Here is a 17,872-nt window from a genome sequence, read left to right as displayed (position 1 = left end):
GCGGGTGGCTGGGCCCGGCGGGCAGCACGGAGCGGGCGGGTACGGACGCTCCCCCGGTATCGAGTCAACCCGGGACGGGCCGTGGCGCCAGTCCCGGGTGCGGACCCTGTGGACAGCGCTCAGCCGCGCGCGGCCCTGACCCGCTTGTCCAAGCCCAGAGCGAGCGCCTCGGCCAGGTGCAGGGCCTTGCGCCCCGCCCCCTGCTCGATCTGGGTGCGGCAGCTGTAACCGTCGGCGAGGACCAGGGTGTCCTCGCCGACGGCGCGCACCCTCGGCAGCAGTTCGCGCTCGCCGATCGCCTGCGACACCTCGTAGTGCCCCTCCGTGAAACCGAAGTCCCCCGCCAGGCCGCAGCAGCCCGAGTCCAGCACCTCGCCGTCGATCCCGGCTCGGGCGATCAGCTCCCGGTCGGCGTCGAAGCCCATCACGGCGTGCTGGTGGCAGTGCACCTGGGCCAGCGCCGACGCCGAGACGTGCGGCGGTTGCCAGTCCGGAGCGTATTCGTTGAGGAAGCCGGCGAACGTGTGCACGGCCGCCGCCACCCTCTCGCTCTGCTCCCCCGGCAGAAGCTCCAGCAGGTCGTGCTTGAGCGCCGCCGTGCAGCTCGGCTCCAGGCCCACCACCGGCAGCCCCTGGGACACCAGGGGCGCTAGGGCGGCCACCGATCGGCGCATCACCGCGCGGGCCACGTCCAGCTGCCCGGTGGAGACCCAGGTGAGCCCGCAGCAGACCTGCCCCTTGGGCAGCACCACGGAGAAGCCCGCGTCCTCGAGCACGCGCACGGCCGAGACCAGGACGTTCGGGTTGAGCAGGTTGCCGAAGGTATCCGGCCACAGCACCACCTTGGCTCCGCCGGCGCGCCCCTCACCGCGGGCCAGGCGGCGCCGGAAGGCGCGGGTGAACGTGGTGCGTGCGAAGGCGGGCAGGTCGCGCTCGGCCGCCACTCCGGCCGCGCGCTTGGCCAGGGAGGACACCCCGGGCAGCCGGACCACCCGGTTGGCCTCCACGGGGGCCGCGGCAGCCAGGCGGGCCAGCACCGGCAGCCAACCCATCGAGTAGTGCGCGGCCGGGCGCACCCGCCCCTTGTAGTGCTGGTGCAGGAACTCGGCTTTGTACGAGGCCATGTCCACGTTGACGGGGCAGTCGCTCAGGCAGCCCTTGCAGGACAGGCACAGGTCCAGTGACTCGCGCACCTCCTCGGAGCGCCAGCCGTCGGTGATGACATCGCCGTTGGCCATCTCGAACAGCAGGTGGGCCCGGCCCCGTGTGGAGTGCTTCTCCTCCTGGGTGACCTGGTAGCTGGGGCACATCACGCCCGGCCCGCTCTGGCGGCGGCACTTGCCCACACCCGAACAGCGGCGCAGGGCCTTGGCGAAGTCGCCGTCGTCCTCCGGGTAGGCCATGGTGACGTCCGAGACCAGCGGGAGCTCGGTGCGCGGGTTCTCGGTGCGCAGTTCGTCGGCCACGCGGATGTCGGCGTCCAGCGGCAGCGGGTCGACGATGATGCCGGGGTTCATCAGGTTGTCGGGGTCCCAGACCCGCTTGAACTCGCCGAACGCGCGGATCAGGCCCTCGGGGTACATACGCGAGAGGAGTTCGGAACGCGCCTGCCCGTCACCGTGCTCACCGGAGAGGGAGCCGCCGTGCCGGACCACGATCCCGGCGGCCTCCTCCATGAAGGCGCGGTACTCGCGGCGGCCGGCCTCGTGTGTGAGCTCGAAGTCGATGCGCACGTGCAGGCAGCCGTCGCCGAAGTGGCCGTAGACCACCCCGTAACGGTCGTGCCGGGCCATGAGGTCCTCGAAGTCGCGCAGGTAGGCACCGAGGTTCTCGGGCGGCACCGCGGCGTCCTCCCACCCCGACCAGGCCTCGGCGCCGGTGGGTGACCGGGAGGTGAGCCCGGCCCCCTCCTCCCGGATGCGCCAGAGCGCCTTCTGGTGTGCCGGGTCGGTCACCACGGAGGTGTCCCTGGGGCGGCTGTCGGCGTCCAGGGCGTCGATCATCGCCTGGGCCGCCGCGGCCGCCTCGTCCATGTCCTGGCCGGCGATCTCCACCAGCAGCCAAGCACCGCCGAGCGGCAGGGGCACCCGTGACTTGGACCCGTGCCGGTCCAGCGCGGCGACGATGCGGTCGTTGATGCCCTCGACGGTGAGCGGGGAGTGGCTCAACAGGCCGGGCACGGCGTCGGCGGCGGCAGGCGCGTCCTCGTAGCCGAGCACCGCAAGGGCGCGGGCGGGCGGTGACTCGACCAGCCGGACCGTGGCGCCGAGAACGAGGGCGCAGGTGCCCTCCGTGCCCACGAGGGCGGCGGCGACGTCGCGCCCCTTCTCCGGGAGCAGGCGGTCCAGGGCGTAGCCGGAGACGCGCCGCCGGAACTCCGGCATGGACGTGCGCATCTCGGCGCGGTGGGTCTCCACGAGGCGGCTCAGGGCGGCGTGGATCTGGCCCTCACGGCCGGGGCGGGCGGCCAGTTCGGCGAACTCCTCGGCGGTGTGCCCCGACCCCACGGTGATCCGTGTGCCGTCGGACAGGAGCAGGTCCAGGGAGACGATGTTGTCGGCGGTGGTGCCCCAGGCGACCGAGTGGGAGCCGCAGGCGTTGTTGCCGATCATGCCGCCGATGGTGCAGCGGCTGTGGGTGGAGGGGTCAGGGGCGAAGGTGAGCCCGTGCTCGGCGGTGGCCGCGCGCAGGTCGTCGAGGATGACGCCGGGCTGGACGGTGGCGGTACGGGCCGCCGGGTCGATGTGCTCCACGGCGCGCAGGTGGCGGGAGGTGTCGATGACCACGCCGGTGCCGATGGAGTTCCCGGCGATGGAGGTGCCGCCGCCGCGGGGGACGATCGGGACCCCGTGCGCCGCGCAGGCGCGGACGGCGGCGACGCAGTCGTCGACGGTTTCGGGAATGACCACCGCGAGCGGGATTCGACGGTAGTTCGAGGCGTCGGAGGTGTACAGGGCGAGCGTGCCCGCGTCGAGGGCGACGGTCCCTTGGACGCTGTCCTCCAGGTCCCGGTGGAGCGCGGTGAGGTCCGGGCGTGTGGTGGTGCTGTGCGGGTCGGCCATGACCACAGCGTGTCGCGGCCGGTGGCGGCGTGGCAACCACGGCGCGCGGCGCGGTCGCCCCGCTCTGGGCCGGGTCCGATCGCGGCGCGGTCCGCCCGCCCTGAGCAGGCTTAGTCGAGGGACTCCCGCATGGCGCGGATCAAGTCGCCGTTGGGGTCCATGTCGAGGTTCCAGACCATCATCCCGGCCAAGTCGTGGTCCTGGACGTACTCGCCCTTGAGGGCGATCACCTCGGGATTGTCGTAGGTCCACCACTCGTCACCGTCGTAGACCCAGTACGAACCCGAGTCCTCGTCCAGGAAGCGGCGGCCGTCCATCTCCTCGAGCTCGGCGAAGGTCCGGGTGGGGCCGTCGTAGTCGTCCTCGGCCGGGCCGTCGGCCTCCTGGTCGCGGCCGGAGTCCTCGGCGGGGACACCCTGCCAGCCGCGGCCGAAGCCGGGGATGCCCATCACCAGCTGCTCCGGCTCCGCGCCCAGGTCGAGGTAGCGCTGAACGGCCTGGTTGACGCTGTTGGCATCCTCGTTGTACTCGGGCCGGTGAAGGTTCGAGTGGTGCGTGGTGCGCTCGTTCCAGGGGCCGGCGAAGTCGTACCCCTGCACGGTGGCGAAGTCGGCGTGGTCGAAGATCTCCGGCTCGTAGGCCTCGGTGAGCGACGCGCCCCCGGGCAGTGAGACGGACAGGACGTAGTCGTCCCCGGTCTCGCTGGAGAGCTCGTCCATCTGGCGGCGGAACTCGGCGACCAGCAGGGTGAAGTTCTCCGGGTCGTCGGGGTGCTCGATGTTCTCCTCGAGCCCCTCCCCGCCCGGCCACTCCCAGTCCAGGTCGATACCGTCGAAGACACCCGCGGCCGAACCCTCCCCGCCTTGGGGTTCGTCGCCGCGGACCGGCAGGTCACCTCGGAGCCACAGGTCCAGGCAGGAGGCCACGAACTCTTCGCGGGACTCCTCGGTACGGGCCGCGGTGGAGAAGTTCACCGACCAGTTCCACCCTCCCAGGGAGAGGCTGGCGCCCATGTCGGAGTACTCCTCGCGGAGCATGCGCAGCTGGTTGAGGCTGCCCGCCAGTTCCTGCTCGTACTCGTCGGCCTCGCCACTGACGCTCTCGTCGGCGTCGTAGCGCCGCTGGTACAGCTCCCAGGGCTGGTCGTGGCTGTCCTCGGGGATGTGGCAGAGCCCGTCCGTGTTGATGTCACCGAAGGCCCACATGAGTCTGGTGAGGTCGGCGGGGGCACCGCTGGCCCGCAGTTCGTTGATGGTGTAGCTGCGGTTGGCCACGTTCCAGTCGGCGAAGTACCCGATGCGTTCGGGTTCGCTCCGGTTGATGATCGCGAAGGTGCCCACGAGCAGCACGATGGCGACGGCGGCCGCGCCCAAGACCAGCATCGGACGCCGCCCGAAGGATGTCTTGGGCTTCGGCGAGGTCGGATTGGGGTTCACACCTCGACCGTAGGGGCAGCACCGCGTCCGGACCGGGTGTTCGTCCCATGTCGGCCACATCAGGCCGTTTCCGGACGTCAGGGAACCCGAGTGGCTACCCATACGTTATTGGGGCCTCACCAGCACTCACGGGTGGTCACCCGCCGTGTACGCCACACGGGACCCGGCGGTCCCATGCGGAACCCAGCCGCCTCACTCAGCCGCCTCGGAGGAATTCCTTCAGGGCACCCGCCCGCGACGGGTGCCGGAGCTTGGCCAGGGTCTTCGCCTCGATCTGGCGGATCCGCTCCCTGGTCACACCGAATTCGCACCCGACCTCCTCCAGCGTGCGCGGACGCCCGTCGACCAGCCCGAAGCGCAGCCGGATGATGCGCTGCTCGCGTTCGGAGAGGTCTCCCAGGAGCACCCGCAGCTGTTCCTGCAGGAGGCTGAAGGCGGCCGCCTCCACCGGTATCACGGCGTCCGAGTCCTCGATGAAGTCTCCGAAGTCGGATTCCTCCTCGCCGATGGGAGCTTGGAGGGAAACGGGTTCGCGGGCGATGCGCTGGATCTCCAGGACGCGCTCTCCGCCGAATCCGGCGGCGGAGGAGATCTCGGCGACGCTGGGTTCACGGCCGAGTTGCTGGTGGAGCTGGTGCTGCACCCGTACGAGCTTGTTGATGGTCTCGACCATGTGCACGGGGATGCGGATGGTGCGGGCCTGGTCGGCGATGGCACGGGTGATCGCCTGGCGGATCCACCACGTGGCATACGTGGAGAACTTGAAGCCCTTGGTGTAGTCGAACTTCTCCACCGCGCGGATCAGGCCGAGGTTGCCCTCCTGGATCAGGTCCAGGAAGAGGAGCCCTCGCCCCATGTAGCGCTTGGCGATCGACACCACCAGGCGGAGGTTGGACTCGATGAGGCGCCGTTTGGCGCGCCTGCCCTCGTCCGCGAGGGCGGCGAGCTCGTCCGCGCCGCAGAGGCCGAGTGAGGGGTTCCGGCGCTGCGCGTACAGGCCCACCTCGATGGCTTTCGCCAGGTCCACCTCTTCCCTCGCGCTGAGCAGCGGGACGCGGCCGATCTCGCGCAGGTACAGGCGGACCAGGTCGGAGCCGGAGCGGCGGCCCGTGTCGACGGGGGCCACCGCCTCCTCCGGGTCAGCCACGTCGACCCCGGCGCGGGCCAGGTCGGTGATGGTCTGGTCCAGGGAGTCGGGGGGCGCGTCCAGGCGCTCCAAGGCCGACGCGACCTCCCCACGACTTACCGTTCCCCGGCCCGAGTCAGGGAGTAGTCGGACCACCTGACGAATAGGTGGTATTTCGTTGGTCACAACTGTGGGAGCCACCACTACATTGTGCCCGCAGACCTTCCCCCATAGGGAGAACTACTATTGTCACCCTCCTGCTACATACCCTCAGCCTCGGCCTCCCGAAGGGACCGTCGTTGCTGGCTGAGCTGCATGAGTTCGACGAAGAGCCGGTTGTGTTCCTCGGGTTCGGCGGCCGGGTCAATCCGGTGGAGCCGGGATTTGAGGTTTGACTCCCGCCGGTTGATGGAATGCTCCTTGATTGTGCTCAGCATTTGTCGAGCGAAATGCTCGTCAAGTTCTCCATAGAACTCCATCTCCTCTACACCCAAGCGCGTGACGAAATCCCGCTGTGCCTCGTTCGGAGCGGCGTCGCGCAGGACGAGCGGCCAGGCCCCCGAGTCAGTGACCGCGTCGACCCCGCCCTGCTCCCGGACCAGTGTGAGCACGACCCGGTGCTGGGGGACGGTGAAGTCCTCCTCGGTGAGCCCGTCGAAACCCCGGGCCAGGTGGGGGTACTTGATCGCGAGTTTGAGGGCCTGGCGTTCCCGCTGCACGGAGGGGTCGTTGAGGTTGTACGGGGCCTCCCGAGCCTCCGGCGCGGGGGCCGGCTGGGCCGCCGGGGCACGGTTCCCGCCCTGGACCCTGCCCCGGCCCATGTGCTGACGGACGCGGCGCCGCACGAAGGACTCGTCCATGAACCCGAGCCAGCGGTCGAGATCCTTGGCGTAGACCTCGCGGGTGCCCTCGTTGCGGATGCTGGCCACCACGGGGGCGGCAGCGTCCAGGGCGGCGATCCGGCCCTCCGCGGTGGACAGGTCGTAGTTCTCGAAGGTCTTGCGGATCATGAACTTGTACAGCGGGGTCGCGTTTTCGACCAGGTGCTCGACGGCCGCCGGACCTTCCTGCTGGCGCAGGTCGCAGGGGTCGAGCCCGTCCTTCTGTACCGCGACGTAGGTCTCGGAGGTGAAGCCGTGCTCCTCGGCGAAGGCCCGGACCGCCGCCTTCTCCCCCGCCTTGTCACCGTCGAAGGTGAACACGACCTTGGTCTCGTGGTTCGACCGGCCGTGCAGCATCCGGCGCAGGATCTTCAAGTGGTCCTCGCCGAAGGACGTACCGCAGGTGGCCACCGCCGTGGTGACCCCCGCGTCATGGCAGGCCATCACGTCGGTGTAGCCCTCGACCAGCACGGCCTTGCCCTGCCGCGAGATCTCCCGCTTGGCCAGGTCCAGGCCGTAGAGCAGGCGGCTCTTGTGGAAGATGGGGCTCTCGGGGGAGTTGAGGTACTTGGGCCCGTCCTCCTCCGGGTTGAGTTTGCGCGCGCCGAAACCGACCACCTCCCCGGTGACCTCGCGCACCGGCCAGAGCAACCGGTTGCGGAACCGGTCGTAGGCGCCGCGCCGCCCCTGGCTGGCCAGACCGCCCTCGATGAGCTCGGCGTCGGTGAAGCCCTTCCCGCGCAGGTGGGCGGTGAGGTTCTCCCAGCCGGCCGGTGCGTAGCCCAACCCGAAGCGTTCGGCGTGCGGCCGGTAGAACCCGCGGTCGGTCAGGAACTGCCGCGCGGTCGCCGCCCCGGACGAGAGGAGCTGTTCGGCGTAGAACTCCGCGGCGGCCCTGTGCGCGTCCAGCAGCCGCTTGCGCTTGCCCTCGTCCCGGCGGGACGTGCTGCGGCCGCCGCCCTCCTCGTACCGGAGCACGATCCCGGTCTGCTGCGCCAGGGACTCCACGGCCTCGGTGAAGCTGAGGCCGTCGATCTGCTGCACGAACGAGATGACGTCCCCGCCCTCGGCGCAGCCGAAACAGTAGTAGAGGTTCTTGGCCGGGGTGACGTTGAAGGACGGGGACTTCTCGTCGTGGAAGGGGCACAACCCCTTGAGCGAGCCCCCTCCGGCGTTGGTCAGCTGGAGGTACTCACCGATCACGTCAGCGATGGGGGTGCGTTCACGCACCAGGGCGATGTCTTCGTCTTTGATCCGTCCTGCCACGGTCTTCAGAGTAGTTCACCCCGGAGACACGACGCTTGTTGTAGATGTCGAAGGCGACCGCGAGGAGCAGCACCAGGCCCTTGATGAGCTGCTGCCAGTCGACGCCCAGCCCGATCAGGGACATGCCGTTGTTGAGCACACCCATGACCAGGGCACCGATGACGGCACCGATGACGGTGCCCACCCCTCCCCCGGCGGACGCGCCGCCGATGAAGGCCGCCGCGATGGCGTCGAGTTCGAACATGGTGCCCGCGCCCGGGGTGGCGGCGTTGAGCCGGGCCGTGAAGACGACCCCCGCCAGGGCGGAGAGCACACCCATGTTGACGAACACCCAGAAGGTCGTGCGCTGGGTCCTGATCCCCGAGAGCGCGGCGGCCTGCTCGCTGCCGCCCACCGCGTACACGCGGCGTCCCGCGGTGGTGGAGCGCATCACGAACGCGTACCCGACGATGAGCGCGATCAGGAGCACACCCACGACGGGAAGTCCGTTGTAGGAGGCGAGCACGTACGCGAAGACCATGATGACCACGACGGTGGCGGCCGAGGCCGCGGCGGTGACCGCCGCGGGCGGCACGGGAAGCCCGTGCCTGCGGCCCCGGGCACGCGAGCGCCACTGGATCCACACGAGGGCGGCCGCACCCGCCGCGCCCAGGAGCAGCGTCGGCGGGTGGAGGCTGAAATCACCCGTACCGGGCAGGAAGCCGCTGGCGATACCGCGCAGGGAGGTGGGCAGCGGAGCCACGGACTCGCCGCCCAGGACGGCCAGGGTCGCCCCTCGGAAGATGAGCATCCCCGCGAGGGTGACGATGAACGCCGGGACCCGGACGTAGGCGACCCAGAAGCCCTGCCAGGCGCCGATGAGCCCGCCGAGCAGGAGGGCGGCGGGCACCACGAGCACTGTGGGCAGACCCCACGAGGTGAGCATGATCGCCGACACAGCTCCGGTGAAGGCGACCACCGACCCGACCGACAGGTCGATGTGGCCGGTGATGATGACCATCATCATGCCGATCGCCAAGATCAGGACGTAGGAGTTCTGCATGATGAGGTTGGTGATGTTCAGCGGTCGCAGGAGCAGCCCGCCAGTCAGGATCTGGAAGAGCACGATGATGGCGATCAGGGCGATGACCATCCCGTACTGGCGAGCGTTGTCGCGCAAGAGCGCCGTGCTGATCCTGGAGACGCGTGTACTCATCGCGGTCCCCCTTCGTCAGTCGGGCCGTCTTCCCGGGTACGGGTCATCAACCGCATGAGTCCCTCCTGGTCGGCCTCGTCGCCCGGGACCTCACCGGTGATCCGGCCCTCGCTCATCGTGTAGATCCGGTCGCTCATGCCGAGGATCTCGGGGAGTTCGGAGGAGATCAGCAGCACGCAGGCGCCCTCCGCGGCCAGTCCGCGCACGATCAGGTACAGCTCGTACTTGGCACCGACGTCGATGCCCCGGGTGGGCTCGTCGAGGATGAGCAGCTCGGGCCGGGTGAACATCCACTTGCCGAGCACGACCTTCTGTTGGTTGCCGCCGCTGAGCGTCCGGACGGTCTGGGTCGTCCCGTGGCTGCGCACCCGCATCCGGTCGCTCATCCGCCCGGCTTCCACCGCCTCGAGGCCGGAGTCGATCACCCCGCGCTCGGACACCCGGCCCAGGGCGGCCATGGTGGTGTTGTGGCGGATGTCGTCGTCCAGGACGAGACCGAGGGTCTTGCGGTCCTCGGGGACGTAGGCGATCCCGCCGCGGATCGCGTCCGTCACGCTGGAGGTGTCGAGCTCCCGGCCGTCCTTGAGCAGGTGCCCCCGGACACGGCGCCCGTAGGAGCGGCCGAAGAGGCTCATCGCGAACTCGGTGCGCCCGGCGCCCATCAGGCCCGCCAGGCCCACGATCTCGCCCCGGCGGACGGTGATGCCCGCTCCGTCGACCATGAGCCTCCCCGCCTGGGTCGGGTGCAGCACCGTCCAGTCCCGGACCTCGAAGCGCACCTCGCCGACCTCGCCGGAGGCGTCCGGGTAGCGCTGGTCCAGGTCGCGGCCGACCATGCCCCGGATGATCCGGTCCTCGTCGACCGAGGGGCGCCCCTGTCCGTCCCGTTCCACGGACAGGGTCTCGACGGCGCGACCGTCCCGCAGGATGGTGATCTCGTCACACACCCGCACGACCTCGCCCAGCTTGTGCGAGATGAGGATGCAGGTCACACCCTGTTCACGCAGGCCCAGCAGGAGTTCGAGCAGCCGGTCGCTCTCCGCCTCGTTCAGCGCAGAGGTCGGCTCGTCCAGGATCAGGAGCCGGACCCGTTTCGCCAGGGCCTTCGCGATCTCGACGAGTTGGCGCGCTCCGACGCTGAGCGCGTGGACGGGGGTGGCGGGGTTCTCGTCCAGACCTACCCGGCGCAGCAGCTCACGGGCCTGGGCGTGGGTGGCACCCCAGTCGACCACGCCGCGGCGGGAGCGTTCGTGGCCCAGGAAGATGTTCTCGCTGACCGACAGCTGGGGGATGAGGGCGAGCTCCTGGTGGATGATGGCGATGCCCGCGCGTTCGCTGTCACCGACCCCGGAGAAGCCGCAGGTCTCGCCGTCCACCAGGACCTCGCCGACGTAGGAGCCGGTCGGGTGGACCCCGCTCAGGACCTTCATCAGGGTGGACTTGCCGGCCCCGTTCTCGCCCATCAGGGCGTGGACCCTGCCGTGGTCCACGCGGAGGTCGACGCCGTCCAGTGCGGTGACTCCAGGGAACTCCTTGCGGATGCCGCGCATCAGCAGGAGGGTCCCGCCGCGTGCGGCGGGCCCGGCCTCCTTCTCGCTCATTCGAGATCCGACTCCTCGTAGTAGCCGCTCCCGATCAGGACCTCGTGGTAGTTGTCGGCATCGACCGAAACGGGCTCCAGAAGGTAGGAGGGCACGACCTTGGCCCCGTTGTCGTAGGTCTCCGTGTCGTTGACCTCGACCTCCTCGTCACCGGTGATCGCCTCCACCATCGCCACGGTCCGGGCGGCCAGCTGCCGGGTGTCCTTGAAGACGGTCTGGGTCTGCTCCCCCGCGATGATCGACTTCACCGAGGCGGCCTCGGCGTCCTGCCCGGTCACCACGGGCAGCGGCAGGTCCTCGTCGCCGTAGCCGACCGCGCGCAAGGACTCGATCACGCCGAGGCTGATGCCGTCGAAGGGTGAGAGGACCGCGTGCAGTTCGGCGTCTCCGTAGTTGGAGCTGAGCAGGTTGTCCATCCGGGACTGGGCGAGGGCGCCGTCCCAGCGCTGGGTGGCGATCTGCTCCATGGAGGTCTGCCCGCTGCCCACCTCGAGCGTTCCGTCGTCGATGTGGGGGTCCAGGACCGACATCGCGCCGTCGTTGAAGAAGTAGGCGTTGTTGTCGTCGGGCGAGCCGCCGAAGAGCTCGATGTTGAACGGGCCATCCTCGCTCTCCAGGTCCAGGGCCTGTTCGATGTACTCGCCTTGGAGCACTCCCACCCCGTGGTTGTCGAAGGTGGCGTAGTAGTCGACGTTCTCGCTGCCCATGATGAGCCGGTCGTAGGCGATCACCGGGATGTCGTCGGATGCGGCCATGTCGAGCACGTCGCCGAGCGCCTCGCCGTCGATGGAGGCGATGACGAGCACGTCCGCGCCGCGGGTGATCATGTTCTCGATCTGGGAGACCTGGTCCTCCACGACGTCCTCGGCGTACTGGAGGTCGACGCCGTAGCCCCGCTCCTCCAGCTCGGACTCCATGTTGGCGCCGTCGTTGATCCAGCGCTCGGAGGACTGGGTCGGCATGGCGATACCGATGACGCCCTCGTCCCCTGACGGTTGGGCGGCGTCGCCGACGCCGCCGCAGGCGCTGAGCAGGAGGGCCGCGCAGAGCGCGGCCGCGATGGGAGTCAGGGGTGCGGTGAGTGGGAGGGGTTTCTGGCAGGGCATGGTTCCTCACCTCTCCGGTCCCGGCAGGGGCGCACGGCGCGCCCCTGCCGGGGTCCGGTCAGTTGTGGCCTGTCGAGAGGGTGATGGCCGACCAGGAGACGGGCGGGAGAACGGCGGTGAGCCTGCCGTCCTCCAAGCGCACGTCCTTGGCCGGTCGCGGGACGACCCGGTCGGGGGCGTCCATGGTGTTGGCGGCGTAGGGGTCGTCGCCGCCGAGGGTCTGGGCCTCGGTGACGGCGGTGGGGTCCAAGCCGCGCAGATCGGCGTCGAGGGTGAGGGGCTGGTCGGTGGAGCGGTTGACCACGAACAGCGAGGCGGTGCCCCGCTCCTCGTCGTGGGTGACGACCGCGTCCAGAAGCGGGGCCTCGCCGTAGCCCTTGGTCTCGTGGACCGGGGCCTTGACGCCGGTGTGGAGCACGTGCCCGCGGGCGGCAGCGGCGGTCAGGGCGAAGGGGTGGAAGATGGTCTGGCGCCAGGCGGGGCCGCCGGGTTCGGTCATGATCGGGGCGATGACGTTGGCCAGCTGTGCCTGGCTGGCGGCGGTGACGCGGTCACTGTGCCGCAGGAGGCTGATGAGCATGTTGCCCACCACCACCGCGTCGGCGACGCTGTACTGGTCCTCGATGACGCGCGGGGCGACCTGCCAGTCGTCGGTGGGCTGCTGCTCGGCGAGTTCGCGGTGGCGGTCCAGGTACCAGACGTTCCACTCGTCGAAGGAGAGCTGGATGCGCTTGGGGTTGCGCAGCCGGGCCCCGACGGCGTCGGCCGTGGCGACCACCGAGTCGATGAAGTGGTCCATGTCGGTGGTGCAGGCGAGGAAGGAGGCCAGGTCGCCGTCCCGCTCCTCGTAATAGGCGTGCAGGGAGATGTGGTCGACGGCGTCGTAGGTCTCCTCCAGGACGGTGTCCTCCCACGCCCCGAACGTGGGCATCGTCGAACCCGAGCTGCCGCAGACGACCAGTTCGAGGTCTCGGTCGGCCATCCGCATGGCCCGGGCGACCTGTCCGGCCTTGCGCCCGTAGGAGCGGGCGTCGAGGTGGCCCATCTGCCAGGGGCCGTCCATCTCGTTGCCGAGGCACCACATGCGGATGTCGTGGGGTCGGGCGTGACCGTTGGCGACCCTTTGGTCGGAAAGGTGGGTGCCGCTGGGATGGTTGGCGTACTCCAGCAGGTCCAGGGCCTCTTGGAGGCCTCGGGTGCCGAGGTTGACCGCCATCATGGGTTCGATGCCGAGGTCGCGGCACCAGGTCATGAACTCGTCGAGCCCGAACTGGTTGGTCTCGATGCTGTGCCAGGCCAGGTCGCGGCGGACCGGGCGCCGGTCCTTGGGGCCGATGCCGTCCTCCCAGCGGTGCCCGGAGACGAAGTTGCCGCCCGGGTAGCGCACGGTGGTGACACCCAGTTCCCGCACCAGGTCGGCGACGTCGCGGCGGAAGCCGTTGTCGTCGGCGGTGGGGTGTCCCGGTTCGTAGATGCCGGTGTAGACGCAGCGGCCCATGTGTTCGACGAAGGAGCCGAAGGTGCGGCGGTGCACGGGGCCGACGGTCTGAGCGGGGTCGGCGGTCAGGGAGGCGTGGAGCATACGCGGTTCTCCTTTGGTTTCCATCGGTTCTGTGCGCTGCCGGTCGGTGCTGCGCTTCCGGTGGTGTCGGGTGGTCGGTGGTGCTGCGGGGTCTGCGGAGCGGGTCCGGCTCAGTCGACCTGGGGCCAGCCGTCGGCGGTCCACGTCAGGGTGCGCAGGGCCAGGCGGAAGTCGAAGTCGGGGCCGAGGTCGCTGTCGTAGTAGTGGTAGGCGAGCACGTCGCCGTCGACGGCCTGGCCCCCGGAACCGCTGATGGTGCCCTCCTCCCCGACGAGGAGCGTGCCGCCGCCCTCGAGGAGGGGCACCCCGTCGGCATCGGTGTAGGGGCCGGTGACGTCGGTGGCCCGACCGACGGTGACCTTGTAGTCGGCGCCGACCTCGCAGCAGGCGTCCCAGGACGTGAACAGGTAGTAGTAGCCGTCGCGGTGGACGATGTTGGGCGCTTCCACCGCGTTGGGCGGCTCCTGCCGGTCGGCCAGGTGGAGCATCTCGGCCCCGTCGGCGACCGTCCCGTCGGGCCAGTCGAGTTCGATGAGGTGGATCCCGCTCCAGTAGGAGCCGAAGGTCATCCAGTGGCGGCCGTCGGAGTCCTCGATGATGCTGGGGTCGATGGCGTTGAAGTCGTCGTCGCTGTTCGACTCCGCCACCTGGCCTCGGTCGACCCACTCGTAGTCGGAGTCTTCGGGGTCGAGAGTGGTGTTGGTGGCCAGGCCGATGACGGAGCGGTTGTCACCGAACGTGGAAGCCGCGTAGTACATGTAGTAGGTGCCGCCGGACTCGTAGAGCTCGGGTGCCCAGAGCGTCTCGACTCCGGGCACGGCCTCGCGGACCCAGTCGGGGATGGTGTCCCAGACGGTTCCGGTGTAGGTCCAGTGCTCGCCGTCGGGCGAGTGGCGGATCTGGATGGTCCCGTCGTTGATCTCGGCGTTTCCGGTACCGAGGACGTACCAGTCGTCCCCTTCCGTGTACAGGACGGGGTCGTGGACGCGCAGCCCGCCGGCGAAGGGGTGGATGTCGTCGGGCTGGTGTCCGGCCACGGGCATGCCGGGGTTGTTCGGCGGGCGGTCCCAGTCCTCGGCCCCGGCGGCGGGTACCGCCAGGCTGAGCAGCAGGGCGGCGGGCCCGACCAGGGCCGCGGCGCGGAGTGCGGTGTGCATGGGGGGTTTCCTTTCCTTGGCCCGTGGTCAGCCCTTGATCCCGGCGCCTTGGACACCGGTGACGATGTGTCGCTGGAAGAGCAGGAAGACAATGAGCAGGGGGATGGCGCCCAGGACAGCGGAGGCCATGAGCTGGGCGTACATGATGCCGTAGTCCCCGGCGACGGTGCCCAGACCGACGGGGAGCGTCATCATCTCCGGGTCGGTGGTCACGATGAACGGCCACAGGAAGTTGTTCCAGGCGCCGATGAAGGTGAAGATGCCGATGGCGGCGAGGATGGGCCGGGACATCGGCAGGATGATGCTCCACAGGATGCGCGGGTGTCCGGCCCCGTCCATCCGGGCGGCTTCCACGTAGTCCCGGGGGATCGCGTCGAAGAACCGTTTGAGGATGAACACGAAGACGGGTGCGACGACCTGGGGCAGGGCGATCCCCCAGTAGGTGTCCACCATGCCGAGCTGGGTCATGAGGACGAACTGGGGCACGATCAGGGTCTGCGGCGGGATGAGGATGCCGCCGATGATGAAGGCGAACACCCATCCGCGCCCGGGGAAGGTGGTGCGGGAGAACCCGTAGGCGGCCAGGACGGTCAGGATCAGGGTCAGCACGGTGACGATGACGGTGGTGACGAAGGAGTTCGCCGTCCACCGGATGATGTCGCCGCGTCCCAGAACCGCGGCGTAGGCCTCCCAGGTCGGGTTGGCCGTGAACCAGGTGACCGGAAGTGCGGTGGTCTCACCCTCGGGTTTGATCGAGGTCGCGAAGGCCCAGGCCAGGGGGACGAGCCAGAGCAAGGCGGCGAGCACGGCGACGGTGTACAGGGCGACGTGGCCCGGATTCAGCCTCCGGCGCGGCCTGCGCGCGGCACCGTTCCCTCGCACGGTGCGCGCGGTCGTCACGGGCTTTTCGGCGGTCGTGGTCATGTCACTGCTCCTTCCGGGCGAAGAAGCGGAACTGCGCAATGGAGGCCACGATGATGAGCGCCATGAACACGTAGGCCATGGCCGAGGCCGTCCCGATCCGCAGACCGACGAAGCCGGAGTCGTAGATGTACTGGATCGCTGTCCTGGTGGCGTGGTTGGGTCCGCCACCCGTCATCAGGTAGATCTGCTCGAAGACGCGGAGCGAGCCGATGAGCTGGAGGATGGTGATGAGCGCGGTCGTCCTGGCCAGTAGGGGCAGGGTGATGCGACCGACCTTCTGCCAGGCCCCGGCGCCGTCGATGCCGGCCGCCTCGTAGACGTCCTTGGGGATGGACTGCATGGCGGCGAGGTAGAGCAGGTAGTTGAACCCGACCTGCCACCAGGCGGTGGCGATGACCACCGAGACCATGGCGGTGCTCTCGTTGTGCAGCCACTCCGGACCGGGCAGTCCGACGCGGGCCAGGGCGTCGTTGAACAGCCCGAGTGTGGGGTTGTACATCCACCCCCAGATGAGCGTCATGACCGCCACGGGAAGCACGAACGGCGCGAAGAACGAGAACCGCAGGAACCAGCCGAGGCGGCGGGCGTGGTCGGTCAGCAGGGCCATACCGAGGGCCAGCAGAACCATGATGGGGACGCTGAGCAGTGTGAACACCAGCGTGTTCCAGAGCGAGTCCCACATGTAGGGGTCGGTGAGGCTCTCGGTCCAGTTGTCCATCCCCACGAAGGAGACGGACCCTCCGGCGAGGCTGCGGTCGGTGAACGTGTACCCGAAACCGACGATCGCGGGCCAGACCACGAAGAGGCCGTAGAAGCCGAGGAAGGGCAGGACGAACCAGAACCCGGTCCACGTGCGCCGCCGGGTCCGGACGTCGGTGAGCTGTGTCCCCTGAGCGGGGGATTTTTCCCGTAGTGCCATGTCAGGGTCTCCTACACCGGCGAGGGGATGGCGATCAGTGTCCGGACCCGGTGCTTGAACTCCTCCAGGACCTGTTCCGGGGTCTGGCTCCCGGTGTGCAGGGTGCTGAGGGTTCCGCTGACCTCGTCCTGGAAGCGTCCCGCGGACCCGCTGAACCAGGCCTCCGGTTCGAACACGACGTCCTCGGCGGCGTCCCGGTACTCGGCTTGGGGGTGGAGCGCGTCGTATTCGGGGCTCTCCACGACCGGCTGGTAGGCGGGGATGTGTCCGCCGCCCGCCCAGGTGATGCTGTTCTTCAGCATCCAGGCGACGTACTCGACCGAGGCGCGCGTGGTCTCCGGGTCGCGGTCGCGCTGGTGCGGGAAGACGTAGCAGTGGGAGTCACCGCGGGTGCGCTGGTTGCCGAACATGTCGGGGAACCGGGTGGCGGAGAAGTCCACACCGGTCTCCTCCAGGGTCGGGATCTCCCAGTTCCCGTGGAACATCAGTCCGGCCTGCCCGTTGCTGAGGTTGGCCGCGGTGTCGGCGTCGGCGGAGTGGCGCGGTGCAAGCCCTTCCTCGGAGAGCCGGTAGAGCAGCTCCATGGCGGTCAGGGCCTTGTCGTCGTCCATCTCGAAGTCGTTCTCGCCGAAGACGATGTCGCCGTCCTGTTGCCGGTAGAGGGTCCAGAAGTTGTCCCAGGGGCCGTGGGTGTCGATGGACAGAGCCAGGTTTCCGGTGACGTCCTGGACCGCGCGCAGCATGTCGAGGTACTCGTCGACGCCGTTGGTGGTGATCAGGCGGTCGTCGCCGTCGAGGACGCCCGCGGACCGGCACACGTCGAGGTTGTAGTACTGGATGAGGAGGTGTGTGTCGATGGGGACGGCGTACAGCTGACCGTCGAAGTGGCACGCGTCCCAGATCTCCGGGAGGATCACGGTGTCGTCGATGCCGTACTCGGCCAGGAGCGCGGGGTCGAGAGGGTCGAGCAGGCGCCCCGGGGCCAGGCTCTCCAGCCGCGACAGGTGCACGGTGGCCAAGTCCGCGCCGCGGCCGCCCGCCGCGCCCATGGCCACCTTGGTGTAGAAAGGGCTGCCCCAATCGAAGGTGACGGCGCGGAGGTCGATGTGAGGGTGCTCGTTCCGGTAGGCCTCGTGCATCTCCATCAGGCGCAGGCCGTCTCCGCCGGCGAAGAGGTTCCACTCGCGCAGCCTGGTCTGGCCGCTGACGATGCGGTCGGGCGGTGAACAGCCCGCTGCCGCCAGGCCGGCGGCCAGGGATCCGGCCACGAACGCCCTGCGGCCGGGGCCGCGGGACGGTGGGCTTGGGAAGCCGGGTGGGGACAGGGAAAAGGAACGGTGTCTGGACGGACCGTTCGAACCGTCGCGCATGGTGTTCTCCTTGCGCTGGGGGGATGGAGGCCCTCTGGGCCTCCCGCGGAAAACGGTGCGCCGGATGGCGCCTCTCGGTGGCCGGGCCCGAAGGCCCGCCGGTGGCCGGGCCCCGAGGGGCCCTAGTGCAGCGATTCATAAGTCCTTCGACTGTGTGATGGTTACCTTCCGTGATCGTCAGGCGGCCTGGAGGTAGGTGTCCTGGCGTGCCCGCTCGTGCTGATGGCGGGCCAGGTAACGAGCGTGC

12 protein-coding genes are annotated in these 17,872 nt (G+C 69.4%); all 12 read right to left on the bottom strand.

Annotated elements, in window-relative coordinates:
* Window positions 1-119: 119 nt before the first annotated feature.
* Window positions 120-3,062 carry an FAD-binding and (Fe-S)-binding domain-containing protein gene (locus ACYVD1_RS30925; RefSeq protein WP_460778027.1) on the bottom strand — a complete coding sequence of 981 codons (2,943 nt, stop codon included), beginning with the start codon at window positions 3,060-3,062 and terminating at the stop codon, window positions 120-122.
* A 110-nt stretch (window positions 3,063-3,172) separates the two neighbouring features.
* Entirely contained in the window at window positions 3,173-4,498 is a 1,326-nt protein-coding gene (locus ACYVD1_RS30920) for a glycoside hydrolase family 18 protein (RefSeq protein ID WP_460778026.1), read from the bottom strand.
* A 196-nt stretch (window positions 4,499-4,694) separates the two neighbouring features.
* Window positions 4,695-5,780, bottom strand: a complete 1,086-nt coding sequence (gene rpoD, locus ACYVD1_RS30915) for an RNA polymerase sigma factor RpoD (protein ID WP_460778025.1) — start codon at window positions 5,778-5,780, stop codon at window positions 4,695-4,697.
* 104 nt (window positions 5,781-5,884) lie between these two features.
* Window positions 5,885-7,771 (bottom strand): DNA primase, encoded by a 1,887-nt coding sequence (gene dnaG / locus ACYVD1_RS30910; protein WP_460778024.1) that lies wholly within the window; start codon window positions 7,769-7,771, stop codon window positions 5,885-5,887.
* Entirely contained in the window at window positions 7,728-8,966 is a 1,239-nt protein-coding gene (gene mmsB, locus ACYVD1_RS30905) for a multiple monosaccharide ABC transporter permease (protein ID WP_460778023.1), read from the bottom strand. Before mmsB ends, dnaG begins: the two co-directional genes overlap by 44 nt.
* A complete protein-coding gene (locus ACYVD1_RS30900; protein WP_460778022.1) occupies window positions 8,963-10,567 on the bottom strand; it encodes an ATP-binding cassette domain-containing protein in 1,605 nt (534 codons plus the stop codon). The genes mmsB and ACYVD1_RS30900 overlap by 4 nt, the downstream gene beginning before the upstream one ends.
* Window positions 10,564-11,673 (bottom strand): multiple monosaccharide ABC transporter substrate-binding protein, encoded by a 1,110-nt coding sequence (gene chvE / locus ACYVD1_RS30895; RefSeq protein ID WP_460778021.1) that lies wholly within the window; start codon window positions 11,671-11,673, stop codon window positions 10,564-10,566. The genes ACYVD1_RS30900 and chvE overlap by 4 nt, the downstream gene beginning before the upstream one ends.
* Window positions 11,674-11,731: 58 nt before the next feature.
* Window positions 11,732-13,255 (bottom strand): arabinosylfuranosidase ArfA, encoded by a 1,524-nt coding sequence (gene arfA / locus ACYVD1_RS30890; protein ID WP_460778020.1) that lies wholly within the window; start codon window positions 13,253-13,255, stop codon window positions 11,732-11,734.
* Between the two features lie 110 nt (window positions 13,256-13,365).
* Window positions 13,366-14,412, bottom strand: a complete 1,047-nt coding sequence (locus ACYVD1_RS30885; RefSeq protein ID WP_460778019.1) for an arabinan endo-1,5-alpha-L-arabinosidase — start codon at window positions 14,410-14,412, stop codon at window positions 13,366-13,368.
* 27 nt (window positions 14,413-14,439) lie between these two features.
* A complete protein-coding gene (locus ACYVD1_RS30880; protein ID WP_460778018.1) occupies window positions 14,440-15,336 on the bottom strand; it encodes a carbohydrate ABC transporter permease in 897 nt (298 codons plus the stop codon).
* Between the two features lies 1 nt (window position 15,337).
* Window positions 15,338-16,255, bottom strand: coding sequence for a carbohydrate ABC transporter permease (locus tag ACYVD1_RS30875; RefSeq protein WP_460778017.1), 918 nt, complete (start codon window positions 16,253-16,255; stop codon window positions 15,338-15,340).
* Between the two features lie 11 nt (window positions 16,256-16,266).
* On the bottom strand, window positions 16,267-17,625 hold the full coding sequence (locus tag ACYVD1_RS30870) for an extracellular solute-binding protein (RefSeq protein WP_460778016.1): 1,359 nt from the start codon (window positions 17,623-17,625) through the stop codon (window positions 16,267-16,269).
* Window positions 17,626-17,872 lie beyond the last annotated feature (247 nt).

It is taken from the genome of Nocardiopsis nanhaiensis (assembly GCF_054778635.1).
Note: the sequence above shows the minus strand (reverse complement) of the source record. Positions and strands in the feature narration are given on the sequence as shown.

Bases quoted from the DNA above. Each gene is read 5' to 3' on its own strand.
- mmsB (WP_460778023.1), bottom strand. From the start codon at position 8,966: ATGAGTACACGCGTCTCCAGGATCAGCACGGCGCTCTTGCGCGACAAC.
- ACYVD1_RS30875 (WP_460778017.1), bottom strand. From the start codon at position 16,255: ATGGCACTACGGGAAAAATCCCCCGCTCAGGGGACACAGCTCACCGAC.
- arfA (WP_460778020.1), bottom strand. From the start codon at position 13,255: ATGCTCCACGCCTCCCTGACCGCCGACCCCGCTCAGACCGTCGGCCCC.
- ACYVD1_RS30870 (WP_460778016.1), bottom strand. From the start codon at position 17,625: ATGCGCGACGGTTCGAACGGTCCGTCCAGACACCGTTCCTTTTCCCTG.
- ACYVD1_RS30880 (WP_460778018.1), bottom strand. From the start codon at position 15,336: ATGACCACGACCGCCGAAAAGCCCGTGACGACCGCGCGCACCGTGCGA.
- ACYVD1_RS30925 (WP_460778027.1), bottom strand. From the start codon at position 3,062: ATGGCCGACCCGCACAGCACCACCACACGCCCGGACCTCACCGCGCTC.
- chvE (WP_460778021.1), bottom strand. From the start codon at position 11,673: ATGCCCTGCCAGAAACCCCTCCCACTCACCGCACCCCTGACTCCCATC.
- ACYVD1_RS30900 (WP_460778022.1), bottom strand. From the start codon at position 10,567: ATGAGCGAGAAGGAGGCCGGGCCCGCCGCACGCGGCGGGACCCTCCTG.
- ACYVD1_RS30885 (WP_460778019.1), bottom strand. From the start codon at position 14,412: ATGCACACCGCACTCCGCGCCGCGGCCCTGGTCGGGCCCGCCGCCCTG.